The 12,753-nt window shown below is 71.0% G+C and carries 13 protein-coding genes; 5 read left to right on the forward strand and 8 right to left on the reverse strand.

What is annotated here, in order from left to right:
- Positions 1–24 precede the first annotated feature (24 nt).
- Entirely contained in the window at positions 25–876 is an 852-nt protein-coding gene (locus QRY02_RS29990) for an immunity 49 family protein (protein WP_285986182.1), read from the forward strand.
- Positions 873–1,718, forward strand: coding sequence for a ferredoxin (locus QRY02_RS29995; RefSeq protein WP_285986183.1), 846 nt, complete (start codon positions 873–875; stop codon positions 1,716–1,718). The genes QRY02_RS29990 and QRY02_RS29995 overlap by 4 nt, the downstream gene beginning before the upstream one ends.
- Here QRY02_RS29995 and ilvA read toward each other — a convergent pair.
- On the reverse strand, positions 1,703–2,905 hold the full coding sequence (ilvA, locus tag QRY02_RS30000; RefSeq protein WP_285986184.1) for a threonine ammonia-lyase: 1,203 nt from the start codon (positions 2,903–2,905) through the stop codon (positions 1,703–1,705). The two genes, QRY02_RS29995 and ilvA, sit on opposite strands and share 16 nt — an antisense overlap.
- 95 nt (positions 2,906–3,000) lie before the next feature.
- Here ilvA and QRY02_RS30005 point away from each other — a divergent pair, with 95 nt between their 5' ends.
- Positions 3,001–3,273 (forward strand): hypothetical protein, encoded by a 273-nt coding sequence (locus QRY02_RS30005; protein WP_285986185.1) that lies wholly within the window; start codon positions 3,001–3,003, stop codon positions 3,271–3,273.
- Positions 3,274–3,354: 81 nt separating this feature from the next.
- Positions 3,355–3,828 carry a TIGR03618 family F420-dependent PPOX class oxidoreductase gene (locus QRY02_RS30010; RefSeq protein ID WP_285986186.1) on the forward strand — a complete coding sequence of 158 codons (474 nt, stop codon included), beginning with the start codon at positions 3,355–3,357 and terminating at the stop codon, positions 3,826–3,828.
- An 11-nt stretch (positions 3,829–3,839) separates the two neighbouring features.
- Here the strand turns inward: QRY02_RS30010 and QRY02_RS30015 are convergent, their stop codons facing one another.
- From QRY02_RS30015 to QRY02_RS30035, 5 genes are all read right to left on the reverse strand, one after another.
- A complete protein-coding gene (locus QRY02_RS30015) occupies positions 3,840–4,997 on the reverse strand; it encodes a cystathionine gamma-synthase (protein ID WP_285986187.1) in 1,158 nt (385 codons plus the stop codon).
- 50 nt (positions 4,998–5,047) lie between these two features.
- Positions 5,048–5,470, reverse strand: a complete 423-nt coding sequence (locus tag QRY02_RS30020) for a hypothetical protein (RefSeq protein WP_285986188.1) — start codon at positions 5,468–5,470, stop codon at positions 5,048–5,050.
- Positions 5,471–5,480: 10 nt separating this feature from the next.
- The gene (locus tag QRY02_RS30025; RefSeq protein WP_285986189.1) at positions 5,481–5,933 is read right to left on the reverse strand and encodes a hypothetical protein; all 453 of its coding nucleotides are present in this window, start codon (positions 5,931–5,933) and stop codon (positions 5,481–5,483) included.
- 344 nt (positions 5,934–6,277) lie between these two features.
- A complete protein-coding gene (locus tag QRY02_RS30030; RefSeq protein ID WP_285993950.1) occupies positions 6,278–7,750 on the reverse strand; it encodes a hypothetical protein in 1,473 nt (490 codons plus the stop codon).
- A gap of 244 nt (positions 7,751–7,994) precedes the next feature.
- Positions 7,995–9,365 carry a cystathionine beta-synthase gene (locus QRY02_RS30035; protein WP_285986190.1) on the reverse strand — a complete coding sequence of 457 codons (1,371 nt, stop codon included), beginning with the start codon at positions 9,363–9,365 and terminating at the stop codon, positions 7,995–7,997.
- Between the two features lie 234 nt (positions 9,366–9,599).
- Between QRY02_RS30035 and QRY02_RS30040 the strand changes: the two genes are divergently transcribed.
- Entirely contained in the window at positions 9,600–10,820 is a 1,221-nt protein-coding gene (locus QRY02_RS30040) for an acetyl-CoA C-acetyltransferase (protein ID WP_285986191.1), read from the forward strand.
- Positions 10,821–10,881: 61 nt separating this feature from the next.
- On the opposite strand, the gene QRY02_RS30045 is transcribed toward QRY02_RS30040, so the two are convergent.
- Positions 10,882–11,577, reverse strand: coding sequence for an LppU/SCO3897 family protein (locus QRY02_RS30045; RefSeq protein WP_502874277.1), 696 nt, complete (start codon positions 11,575–11,577; stop codon positions 10,882–10,884).
- A gap of 193 nt (positions 11,578–11,770) precedes the next feature.
- A complete protein-coding gene (locus QRY02_RS30050; RefSeq protein ID WP_285986193.1) occupies positions 11,771–12,604 on the reverse strand; it encodes a Bax inhibitor-1/YccA family protein in 834 nt (277 codons plus the stop codon).
- Positions 12,605–12,753 lie beyond the last annotated feature (149 nt).

Here is a 12,753-nt window from a genome sequence, read left to right on the forward strand (position 1 = left end):
AAAGAGACCGTCAACGTGCGTAGCGTGAGCCGGCACCCGGTCGACGAGGCCGTCGCCGAACAGGACCTCAAGATCCTCGGTCCGGGGATCAAGAAGCTCCCGATGCTGATCGAGCGCAGCCCCCAAGGGGGCGGCGTGTACCGCGCGATGACCCGGTCGCTCGAGGAGCTGGGCTTCCGGACGATCGGCGACCCGCAGGCGGAATGGCTCGACACGTGGGAAGCGACGGTCCGCGCCATGCAGGCGGGGGCCGCCTTGTTCCTCGTCTCGAGCCGGACCGAGGGCGAGGTCGAATTCCGGTACGGCGAGGCCACCCTGCGCCGGGAGGCCGTCGGCCCGAACATGAACGCCAACGCGGTGTCGTGGCTGGACGCCTTGTGGCTGGCCATGATCTGCCGCGAACGACCGCGCATCGACCTGCTCGCCGCCATCCCGCAGGACCTGCTGCGCGCGTCCACGATCGAGTACGACGAGTTCGTCTACTCGTGGGTGGGGGCGCTGCAGACGTACTGGACGCGGGGTGAGGGCCTCGTCGAGGAGATCCTGTCCGCGATGGCCGGCACCGACCCGGCCGGGCTGCGCCAGCTCGACGCCGACGCCGTCCTCCAGCGCTACTACCCGCCGATCGAGATGTTCTACCACCTCACCCAGCGGGACGACGCCAAGTTCAACAAGTCCCTCGCCAACGCCCTGGAGCTGCACAAGCGGTTCTGGTCCACCGAAGACCAGCGCACCAGCCCGTTCGGGTACGTGGCGCTGGGCCCGCTGGCCATCGCGTGCCTGGCGCGCGACGCGGGCGTCACCATCGAGGTGGAGTCGGAGTACCTGCCGGCGAACCTGCTCGCCGGCACGTGGGTCGGCGAGCGCTCGACATGACCCGGCCACCGGGGCCGCTGCGCCCGGAGCAGCAGCAGGAGATCGTCCGCCAGATCGGGGCGGTGCTGACGTCGCAGGTGCCGCCGGGGTGGCAGCAGCTGCGCGTCGAGTACCGGGCCGCCGGGCGGCACGTCGAAACCGACCTGCTGGTGACCGGACCGGACGGCTTGCCCCGGCCCGGACAGCCGCACCCGGAAGCGGTGCGGCTGCTCGGGGTGCTGCGCTCGGGCATGTACCAGCCCGGCCTCGGCACCTGGCTGGGCGCGATCCTGGTGTTCGAGCCGGCGCAGCCGCCCGACGTCGACTTCGTGCGGCCCGACCTCGAACCGCCGTTCCGGCAGCAGCCGCCGCCGATCGGGTTCCAGGACGAGCTGCGGTTCTTCCCGCGCGCCGACGAGCACATCCCGGCCTGGCTGCGCGAACGCGCCGGGCTGACCCCGCCGGTCGCCGACGGCGAGGTGCGCACGCCGCGGATCTACGACGGCGTAGACGCGGCGGGCAAGCCCCTGGTGCGGCGCCGTCCGCTCGTTCCGGCCGAGGCCGAGCGTGTGCTCGCGTACCTCGACGCGGCGCCGGTCATCCTGGCCTCGCGCAGCAACGGCCCGGACGCGTTCGCGCCGGACCGCCCGGACGCGGTGCCGATGAACTTCCGCACCGACGGCACCTGGGCCTGGCCCGGCGCGGTGGCGTACTACCTGCGTGAGCACGGCGTGCCGCCGGACCCGGACCTGGTCGCCCACATCCGGGCCCGCCGCTTCACCGCGCCGTCGGAGGTCCCCGAGCCCGCCAAGGACCTGGCGTTGGCGGCCATCACCGGGGAAGAACCTCAGACGACGGTGTAGCCCGCGTCCGTCAGCGCGATCTCGAGGTCCTTGCAGTGCTCGGGACCGCGGGTTTCCAGCGCCAGCACGATGTCGGCCTCGCCGAGGTCGAGGCTGCCCGAGATCCGCGAGTGCTCGACGTCGAGGACGTTCGCGCCCAGCTCGCTCACGCGGGACAGCACGCCCACGAGCGACCCCGGGCGGTCCGGGACGCGCAGGTGGAGACGCAGGTAGCGCCCGCCGGCCGTCATGCCGTGCTGGATGATCTGCAGGAGCAGCACCGGGTCGACGTTGCCGCCCGAGAGGACCGCCACCACCGGGGGCTCGAAGATCCCGGGGTGCTGCAGCAGGGCCGCGACCGTCGCCGCGCCGGCCGGCTCGACCACCAGCTTCCGGCGTTCCAGGCAGAGCAGCACCGCCCGGGAGAGGGACTGCTCGGACACCGTCACGACGTCGTCCACCAGCGACGCGACGTGCGCGAAGCTCACCAGGCCCGGTTCGCCGACTGCGATGCCGTCGGCCATCGTCGAAGTCGAGCCCAGCCGGACCGGTGCCCCCTTGGCCAGCGACGGTGGGTACGCGGCGGCCTCCTCGGCCTGGACGCCGACGACGCGGACGTCCGGGCGCAGCGCCTTCACCGCGCACGCGACCCCGCCGACCAGCCCGCCGCCGCCGGTGGCGACCAGGATGGTCTTCACGCCCGGCACCTGCTCGAGGATCTCCAGGCCGACCGTGCCCTGGCCGGCGATGACGTCCGGGTGGTCGAAGGGGTGGATGAACACCGCCCCGGTCCGCTCGCCGAACTCGATCGCGGCCCGGAGCGTCTCTTCCAGGAGTGCGCCGTGCAGGTGGACGTCGGCGCCGTAGCCGCGGGTGGCGGCGAGCTTCGGCAGCGGCGCCCGCAGCGGCATGAAGACGGTCGACTTGGCGCCGAGCAGCGACGACGCCAGCGCGACGCCCTGCGCGTGGTTGCCGGCGCTGGCCGCGACGACGCCCCGCTCGCGTTCGGCCCCGGTGAGGCCGTGGATGCGGGTGTAGGCGCCGCGGATCTTGAACGAGCCCGTCCGCTGCAGGTTTTCGCACTTCAGGTGTACCGGACCGCCGTGGAGCCGGCGCAGGTCGCGCGCGTGCTCCATCGGCGTCACCCGGGTCACTCCTTTGAGGAGTTCCCGGGCGGCCTGGATCCGCTCGAGGGTGACGAGTTCCATGGGCCGGACTATGCCACTCAGGAACTCCACAGGTTGACAGGACCGTGAGCCGGGTACCCTGGGTCGCGTCAACATGCGGTAAACAAGGAGCAACCATGGCATCGGGGAACGACGCGAACACGGCCCGACGGGCTCGCGCCACCCGCTCCGCCGGGCTGCTCCCGCTCGTGATCGGGCTGGCCTCGGCCGCCGCGCTGACGGGCGCCGCGTACTTCACCGTGGACAACGCCTCGTGCGGCACCCCGGCCCAGTACATCCGCCACGACAGCCACGTCGAACTGGTCGGCGGCTGCGTCGACGGCGCGAACCTGCCGGCCACCGGCACATCGTCGCCCGGCGGTGTCGTGCACGGCAACTACAACCCCTGACCTGGCGGGTTACCTCCGTGTTCCCCGGGCACACGAAAGTGCCTTCTTCCGCCGGGTCCGCCGGTCCCCGATGATCATCGGGTGACCACCGTTTACGAGCCGGGCCGCGGTCCCGGCCCCGCCAAGCCCACCGAAGAAGCGTCGAGCCGGCTGCTGGGTGCCCACAGCCTGGGCGCACTGGCGACGGTCAACCGCGGCGGCTTCCCGCACCTGTCCACGGTCGCCTACGCCTGGGATCCGGACGAGCGCGTGGTGCGGATCGGGTCCACGGCGGGGCGCGCGAAGGTCCGCCAGCTCGCGCGTGACCCGCACGCTTCGCTGCACGTCAGCAGCGACGACCACCTGGCCTTCGCCGTCGCCGAAGGGCTGGCCGAGGTGTCACCGGTCAGTGCGGTGCCCGGGGACGAGACCGGCCGGGAGCTGCTCGCGATGCAGGCGCCGTTCAGCGACCCCGGCGACGAAGCCGCGTTCCTGCGGAACATGGTCGAGGACCGCCGCGTGGTCATCCGGCTCCGGGTGGACCGGCTCTACGGCGGCGGCCTCGACGTGAGTTGACCTGGGCGCACTCAGCCCAGGGCGGCCAGCAGGTCGTCGACCAGGTCGCGGCCGTCCTCGATGCCGACCGAGAGGCGCAGCAGGTCGGCCGGGACCTGGAGGGTCGAACCCGCAGTGCTCGCGTGGGTCATCTTGCCCGGGTGCTCGATCAGCGACTCGATACCGCCGAGCGACTCGGCGAGGATGAACAGCTTCGTGCGCGAAGCCACCTCCAGCGCGGCCTGCTCGCCGTCCACGTGGCTGAAGGACACCATCCCGCCGAAGCGGCGCATCTGCTTCGCCGCCGTCTCGTGGCCCGGGTGCTCCGGCAGGCCCGGGTAGTAGACCTTCGCCACCTTCGGGTGCTTGACCAGGGCCTGGACGATCTTCTCGGCGTTGTCGCTGTGCCGCTCCATGCGGAGGGCGAGGGTCTTGATGCCGCGCAGCGTCAGCCAGGCGTCGAACGGCCCCGGCACCGCGCCCGCGGCGTTGCGCAGGTAGAAGAACTGCTCGCGCAGCTCGTCCTCGTTCGTGATGATCGCGCCGCCGACGACGTCGGAGTGGCCGCCGAGGTACTTGGTCGTCGAGTGCAGCACGATGTCCGCGCCCAGCGACAGCGGGTTCTGCAGGTACGGCGTCGCGAAGGTGTTGTCGACCACCAGGCGGGCACCGGCGTCGTGCGCGACCCCGGCCAGCGCCGCGATGTCCGCGATGCCCAGCATCGGGTTGGTCGGCGACTCGCACCAGATCAGCTTCGTCTCGGGCCGGATCGCGGCGCGCACCTCGTCGAGGTTCGCGAGGTCGGCGACGGTGTGCTCGACGCCCCACAGGCTGAGCACCTTGTCGATCAGGCGGAACGTGCCACCGTAGGCGTCGTTGCCGAGCACAAGGTGGTCACCGGGGCGGAGGGTACTGCGCAGCACCACGTCGGAGGCGGCCATGCCGGACGCGAAAGCCAGCGCGTGCCGGCCGCCTTCCAGCGAGGCCAGCGCCTCCTCCAGTGCCGAACGGGTCGGGTTCGCGGTGCGCGAGTATTCGAAGTCGCCCTCGCGGGTCCCGCCCACGCCATCCTGCGCGTAGGTCGAGGTCTGGTAGATCGGCACGATCACCGCGCCGGTGCGCGGATCGGGCTTCTGACCGGCGTGGATCGCGCGTGTCTCGAAGCCCAGTACGGAGTAGTCGTCCACCATCGGTTCAGCGTACGGGCCGCCCCTGACATTCCCGTCAGGTGGGATGAATCTCAGTGTCGCGTCCATCGGCGGGTGGCCGGCAGGGCCAGGAGCACCAGCAGGGCGACGAACGGCGCCGCCACGACGATTCCGCGCAGCACATCGGGGTCGATTCCGGTGGGACCGCCGACGAGGAAGAGGATGCGCTGGTAGCGGAGCGCCCAGCCGACGATCGGGGCGACCAGCGCGAGGACGGCGGCAACCAGGCAAAGCACGCGGCCCGCCTCCGAGCACGCGAGCACCGAAACTCCGCCGAGCAGGAGCAGCAGGCCGATCACGGCGTCCGCGATCTGGCCGGGGACCAGCAGGTCCAGCTGGCCGTATCCCAGGACGAGGCTCGCCCAGAAGATGCCCGTCAGGAACCACAGCCCGCCGAGCACGGCGAGCACCCCGGCGGCGACCGCCGTCCCCGCCCGGGGCCGCGGGGGCGCCATGACCGCCCCTTCACCAGCTCCGGGACGAGTACGCGCCCTGGCCGGACAGCACCGGGACCACGGACGTGCGGTACCGCAGGTAGCGGAACGTCGGCGGCAGGAACGCCAGTACCAGCACGAGCACCGCCAGCGCCGCCAAGCCGACGCGGTCGGCCATCGCGAACCCGCCGTGGGTGAACATCGCGTCGGCGAACCGGGCCGGGGGGACGCCCACCGACATCGGCTCGGTGAGCAGGGCGCCGATGGCCAGCAGCGCGCCCAGGCCGAGCAGGACCGCCCCCGCCGTCGCGCGGAAGAGCGTCGCCAGTGAACCGAGGAGCAGCACCAGGCCCGCGACGACGTAGGCGGCGAGGTCCACCAGTACCCAGCCCGGCAGCGCGCCGAGGCTGAATTCCGCCGGCATGTCGAGGTAGGTCTTGACCGGCACGTATGCCGCGGCGACCGCGGCCGGAAAACCGAGCACGCCGGCGAGAACCGCCGTTACTCCGGATGGCCGAGCCGATGAATACGAATGCGAATGCGACACCGGATAACGGTGCGGACCGGTCACATCTCCCCCATCAGCCGAGCACAGGACGACGGCGTTCACCCTAGTCGGAATCGGGAGAAGCAGTCCGGAATGAGAACCGAATTCGGCCGGACGGCGGAACCCAAGATCATTTCTGTGCGGTAGTGGCAGAAATGCTGTCACGCGATTACGGGCCGTGGTACCGCTCGACTTTTGTCCTTTTTGGACAATTAAGGGCCCGGAAAATGCAGCGTGCCCCGGAGCCGAATCGGCTCCGGGGCACGAATGCTCGCTTCAGTTCACCACTGCTGCTGCGGGGGCTGGCCCGGCTGGCCGAACCCGCCGCTCGGCGGACCCTGCTGGCCCGGCGGCTGACCCCAGCCCTGCGGCGGCTGACCAGGCTGACCATGCTGACCCGGCTGACCCGGCTGACCGTGCTGACCCGGCTGGCCGTACCCACCGGGCTGTCCCGGCTGGCCGTACCCACCCGGCTGCCCCGGCTGCGGGAAGCCCCCGCTCGACGGCTGCGGGAACCCGCCGCTGGACGGGTTGGGCCCGCCCGGCTGCCCGTAACCGCCCGGCTGGCCGTAGCCCTGCGGCGGCTGACCAGGCTGACCGTGCTGACCCGGCTGACCGTGCTGGCCCGGCTGCCCGTAGCCACCAGGCTGGCCGTACCCGCCCGGCTGACCATGCTGACCATGCTGTCCGGGCTGGCCGAACCCACCCTGCTGCTGCGGGCCGCCGAAGCCCGGGGGTGGTCCGCCGAAGCCCTGCGGCCCGCCCGGCGCGGCACCGCCGTCGCCGAGGCCGACGAACTGCCGGGTCGCCGGGATGAGCCCGGCGATGCCGACGATCAGGATGAGGATGCCGAAGATCAGCGGCGGCAGGCCGAGGCCGAACGTGTCCCGCTCGGAGGCGGACGCCCGCGCGAGCGTCTCGGCGTTCGGCGTCATCCCGATCTTGATCAGCAGGGCGAACAGCGTGAGCACCGCGCCACCCGCGACGACCGCGATCGGGACGAACTTCCGGATCCCGCCCAGCTTGCCCACCAGCGCCAGGCCGACGCCGCCGGCCAGCGAGATCAGCGAGCCCAGCAGGATCATGATGACGTAGAACCAGAGCGTGCCCGACCCGATGAGCCCGGCCGAGTTCAGCAGCTGTTCGATCGCCTCCTTGTTGGGAGCGCGGTCGAGGAGCGCCGAATAGTCGCTCGCGTCGCTCATGTAGCTGAACGAGTAGATCAGCGCGACCAGCGCCAGCAGCGCGACCAGGCCGCCGGCGATGTAGCCGAACAGGCCGTTGCCGCCCGCGGCCGGCCCGCCGAAGCCCGGCTGCTGCGGCCCGCCGAAACCGGGCTGCTGCGGGCCACCGAAACCGGGGCCGCCGAAACCCTGCGGCGGCTGGCCCGGCTGGCCCGGCTGACCGAAGCCCGGCTGCTGCCCGAAGCCACCCGGCTGCTGCCCGAACCCGCCCGGCTGCTGGCCGTAACCGCCGGGCTGCTGACCGAAGGCCGCGGCCGGGTTGTCGGCCGCGCTCGGCGGCGGGGTGTACGGGATCGCCGGCGGCTGGGAGCCCGGGGGCACCAGCTGCGTCGACTCCCCGACCGGGGCGTCGCCGCCGGCCGGGTTCACCATCTGGGTCGCGTTCGCGTCGACCGGCGGCATCGCCTGGGTCGCCCCGCCGTCACCCGGCTGGCCCGGCTGGACGACCTGGGTCGGCTCCGGCGTCTCCCCGAACGGGGAACCGCCGTGGGGCTGGACGGGCTGCACCACCTGGGTCGGCTCCGGGCTGCCGAACGGGTTGTCCTGCTGCGGCTGGGGGCCACTCGGCGGGCCCTGAGGTGGCTGGCCGCCACCCCACGGCTGGTTCGGTGGCTGCGGTGCACTCATGTGGGTCTTGAACCCCCTTGACGAGGACGCGAAAGTGTTCTAGTTGCGCCCACGCTATCGGATCACCCGGCAGGGCGCTCGTAACGCCCCTGCCGGGTCCACCGATCAAGACTCTTCTGCGGTCGAGTCAGCGACCGGCCAGGAAGCCCAGGAGGTCGTGCCGGGTGAGGACCCCGGCCGGCTTGCCGTCGACCAGCACGAGCGCGCCGTCGGCCCCCTCGAGCGCGGTCATCGCCGCCCCCACCTGCTCGCCGCCGCCGATCGTCGGCAGCGGCGGGGACATGTGCCGCTCGAGCCGGTCGGCCAGCTGCGCCTTGCCGGTGAACAACGCGTCGAGCAGGTCGCGCTCGTTGACGGCGCCGACGACCTCGGCGGCCATCACCGGCGGCTCCGCGCTGACGACGGGCATCTGGCTCACGCTGAATTCGGAGAGGATCGCGATGGCCTCCGCGACGGTCTCGTTCGGGTGAGAGTGCACCAGATCGGGCAGCGAGCCGCTCTTCTTCGTGAGCACGTCGGCGACCGTCGCGCCCGAGGAGTCCGGCGGCAGGAAACCGTAGGAGGACATCCAAGTGTCGTTGAACACCTTCGTCAGGTAGCCGCGGCCGCCGTCGGGCAGCAGCACGACCACGACGTCGTCCTCGGTGAGCCGCTCGGCGAGCTTCAGCGCGGCGGCGACGGCCATCCCGCAGGAGCCGCCGACCAGCAGGCCCTCCTCCAGCGCGAGGCGCCGCGTGACCTGGAAGGAGTCGGCGTCGGAGACCGGGATGATCTCGTCGGCGATGTCGCGGTCGTAGGTGTCCGGCCAGAAGTCCTCGCCGACACCTTCGACCAGGTAGGGACGCCCGCTGCCGCCGGAGTAGACCGAGCCCTCCGGGTCGGCGCCGACCACCTGCACGCGGCCGTCGCTGACCTCCTTGAGGTACTTGCCGGTGCCGGAGATCGTGCCGCCGGTGCCGACGCCCGCGACGAAGTGGGTGAGCTTGCCGTCGGTCTGCTTCCACAGCTCGGGGCCGGTCGAGAGGTAGTGGCTCTCCGGGTTCTGCGGGTTGGCGTACTGGTTGGGCTTCCAGGCGCCCTCGATCTCGCGGACCAGGCGGTCGGAGACGTTGTAGTAGGAGTCCGGGTGCTCGGGCGCGACCGCCGTCGGGCACACCACGACCCGGGCGCCGTACGCCTTGAGCACGTTGCGCTTGTCCTCGCTGACCTTGTCCGGGCAGACGAACACGCACCGGTAGCCCTTGCGCTGGGCGACCATGGCCAGGCCGACGCCGGTGTTGCCGGACGTCGGCTCCACGATCGTGCCGCCCGGGCGCAGCTCGCCGGAAGCTTCGGCGGCCTCGATCATGCGCAGCGCGATGCGGTCCTTGACCGAGCCACCCGGGTTCAGGTACTCGACCTTGGCCAGCACGAGCGGCTTGAGCCCCTTGGTCAACGAGTTCAGCTTGACCAGGGGGGTGTTGCCCACGAGGTCTGCGATGTGCTCTGCGTACTCCACGACCGCCAGCCTAAACGGCCGCCCCATGGCGTTGTCCACTCCGCTGTCCGGTCGCGGCGTTCCGGTGCGGACCACCCGGTGCCGGGAGTGTCCGCCCATGCCCCCACCTCCACCCTCAACGGACGCGCTACGCGCGGCAGTGTTGCCTTGATCGCGTTCGGCTTTGACCGGGACGCCGTACCCGGCAGTATGGTGAGCAACTGCTTAGCTCGCGATACGAGGATGTGTCACGTCATGCCTGAAGCCGTCATCGTCTCCACCGCTCGCTCGCCCATCGGGCGGGCCAACAAGGGCTCGCTGGTCGGCATGCGGCCCGACGATCTGACCGTGCAGATGGTCCGGGCCGCACTGGCCAAGGTGCCGCAGCTCGACCCCGCCGACATCGACGACCTGATGCTGGGCTGCGGCCTGCCGGGCGGCGAGTCCGGGTTCAACATGGGCCGCGCGGTCGCCGTCGAACTGGGCTACGACCACCTGCCCGGCTGCACGATCACCCGGTACTGCTCCTCCAGCCTGCAGACCACCCGGATGGCGTTCCACGCGATCAAGGCCGGTGAAGGCGACGTCTTCATCTCGGCCGGCGTCGAGACCGTCTCGCGGTTCTCGAAGGGCAGCTCGGACTCCTGGCCCGACACGCACAACCCGCTGTTCGCCGACGCCGAGGCGCGCACCAAGGCGACCGCGGAGTCCGGCACCGACACCTGGACCGACCCGCGGACCGAGGGCAACGTCCCGGACGTCTACATCGCCATGGGCCAGACCGCGGAGAACCTGGCGCGGCTGAAGGGCATCACGCGCGAGGAGATGGACGAGTTCGGGGTCCGCTCGCAGAACCTGGCCGAGAAGGCCATCGCGGACGGCTTCTGGGCCAAGGACATCACCCCGGTGACGCTGCCGGACGGCACGGTCGTCTCGAAGGACGACGGCCCGCGCGCCGGCGTCACCGTGGACGGCGTCTCCGGCCTGAAGCCGGTGTTCCGCCCGGACGGCCGGGTCACGGCGGGCAACTGCTGCGCGCTCAACGACGGCGCGGCGGCGCTGGTCGTCATGTCCGACACGAAGGCACGCGAGCTGGGCCTGACGCCGCTGGCGCGGATCGTGTCCACCGGCGTCACCGGGCTTTCGCCGGAGATCATGGGCTACGGCCCGGTCGAGGCGTCCAAGCAGGCGCTCTCGCGCGCGGGGCTGTCGATCGGCGACATCGACCTGGTCGAGATCAACGAGGCGTTCGCGGCGCAGGTCATCCCGTCGTACCAGGACCTTGGCATCGACCTGGACCGGCTGAACGTCAACGGCGGCGCGATCGCGGTCGGCCACCCGTTCGGCATGACCGGCGCCCGGATCACCTCGACGCTGATCAATTCCCTGCAGCACCACGACAAGCAGTTCGGCCTCGAGACGATGTGCGTCGGCGGCGGCCAGGGCATGGCGCTGATCATCGAGCGCCTTTCCTGACCCCTGAACGCGACGAAGGCCCTCTCGCCGGCGCGGCGAGAGGGCCTTCGTCAGGTCACGGCTATTCGTTCGTCTTGACGCACATCGTCGTCGCCGGCTCCGGGTACACCGCGACGCGCGTGGCGTCGGTGCCCTCGCAGACGCTCTTGTCGGCCTGGCCCGTCACGACCTTGACGAGCTCGCCGTCCTTGGTCGGGTCGGTGCACGGGACCTTCAGGTAACCCTTGGTCTGCGACGTGAAGTTCGCCAGGCAGTCGCCCTGCTTCGCGTTGATCATCAGGCACAGCTTGTACGAGCTGCGGCCGCTGACCGAATAGGTGTCGTAGCCCGCGTCGGAGCCGCCGGGGCAGTTCTCCGAGGAGGTCTCCAGCTTCTTGGCGACCTTGACGTTCGCCTTCGGGTCGTTGCAGTCGGCCTTCGCCGGGTCGTCGCCGCCCTGGGTGAACTCGGTGATCGTGAGGCAGTCACCGGCGTTCGAGGTGGCCGGCGACTTCATGAAGGAGACGATCCCCACGGCGATCAGGCCGATCACCACGATCGCACCGATGCCGCCCAGGATCAGGCCGAGGGCCTTCGAGCGCTTCGGCGGAGCCGGCGGCGGGGGCGGGAACCCCTGCTGGCCGGGCGGGAACTGGCCGGGCGGCGGGCCGTACTGGCCCGGCTGGCCCTGCGGCGGCGGGCCGTACTGGCCCGGCTGGCCGTACGGCTGCTGCGGCTGGCCGCCCGAAGGCGGTCCGTAAGGATCGGGCTGACCCACCGGCTGCTGGCCCCCGGGGGCCGGAGGGGGAACGCTCACTGTGAACCTCACACATGTGAAATGAGAACCGACCGGCTCATCAAACACGCAGGGTGATCGCCGCCCGCAGCGGGGTCCACAAATGCACGAATTACCCACAGAAAAGGCGCCCCGCCGGTTACGGAGCGCCTTCACTGCGGAACTGTGAGCCAGATTACTCACGGAAGTACGAAAGCAGCCGCAGGATCTCGAGGTACAGCCAGACCAGCGTCGTCATCAGACCGAAGGCGGTGTACCAGGCCCACTTCGACGGCATGCCCTCACGGATCATCCGGTCGGCCTGGTCGAAGTCGAGCAGGAAGCTGAAAGCCGCGATGCCGATGCAGACCAGGCTGAAGATGATGGCCATGGTGCCGCCGCCGCGCAGCGGGTTGAAGCCGAAGGCCAGCGAGCTGATCAGGTTGAACAGCATCAGGATGGCGACACCGACGGTGGCACCGACGATCCACTTGGTCAGCTTGGGGGTGACCTTCACCGCGCCCGTCTTGTAGACCACCAGCATGCCGATGAACACACCCGCGGTGCCGACGATCGCCTGCAGCGCGATACCGGGGTAGATCGCCTGGAACACCCCGCTCAGCGCACCGAGGAACAGTCCTTCGGCCGCCGAGTACGTCAGCGTCAGCGCGCCACTGGGCTTCTGCCGGAAGATGATCACCAGCGAGATGACGAGCCCGACGATGAGGCCACCGAGCATCGCGCCGAGGAGGGCACCGGAGATCCGGCCGGTCTCCGTGATCTGGACCTGCGCCCAGATTGCCGTGATCACCCCGACGAGCAGCGCGACGCCGAGGGACATGCCCGTCTTGATGACGACATCGTCGACGGTCATCGGGCGGTCGCCCTCGCCGGCGGTGGCCCGGCCCGGGTCGTACCCGGGCACGCCGCCCTGGGGTTGGTTGAAGCCCACCGGGGGCCCGTACTGCCCGTAAGTCTGGGTTCCGCCGCCGGGCAGGTTGCGGAACGCCGGGTTGCTACTGGAACGCACCTGATCCTCCTGGATCTGCTGCTTCGTGGATCATCGCTGCATCGGGTTCAACGACCGCCGGGGACGAGCGGTTCCCGCCGAGTAAAGACAACTTTACTCGACGGCCGTCCCCCCGCCGCGGACGACACGGTAAGCGAGGGGCCGACACG

Origin of the sequence: Amycolatopsis sp. DG1A-15b (assembly GCF_030285645.1) — a bacterium.
Lineage (GTDB): Bacteria > Actinomycetota > Actinomycetes > Mycobacteriales > Pseudonocardiaceae > Amycolatopsis.

Bases quoted from the DNA above. Each gene is read 5' to 3' on its own strand.
- QRY02_RS30040 (WP_285986191.1), top strand. From the start codon at position 9,600: ATGCCTGAAGCCGTCATCGTCTCCACCGCTCGCTCGCCCATCGGGCGG.
- QRY02_RS29995 (WP_285986183.1), top strand. From the start codon at position 873: ATGACCCGGCCACCGGGGCCGCTGCGCCCGGAGCAGCAGCAGGAGATC.
- ilvA (WP_285986184.1), bottom strand. From the start codon at position 2,905: ATGGAACTCGTCACCCTCGAGCGGATCCAGGCCGCCCGGGAACTCCTC.
- QRY02_RS30005 (WP_285986185.1), top strand. From the start codon at position 3,001: ATGGCATCGGGGAACGACGCGAACACGGCCCGACGGGCTCGCGCCACC.
- QRY02_RS30020 (WP_285986188.1), bottom strand. From the start codon at position 5,470: ATGGCGCCCCCGCGGCCCCGGGCGGGGACGGCGGTCGCCGCCGGGGTG.
- QRY02_RS30015 (WP_285986187.1), bottom strand. From the start codon at position 4,997: ATGGTGGACGACTACTCCGTACTGGGCTTCGAGACACGCGCGATCCAC.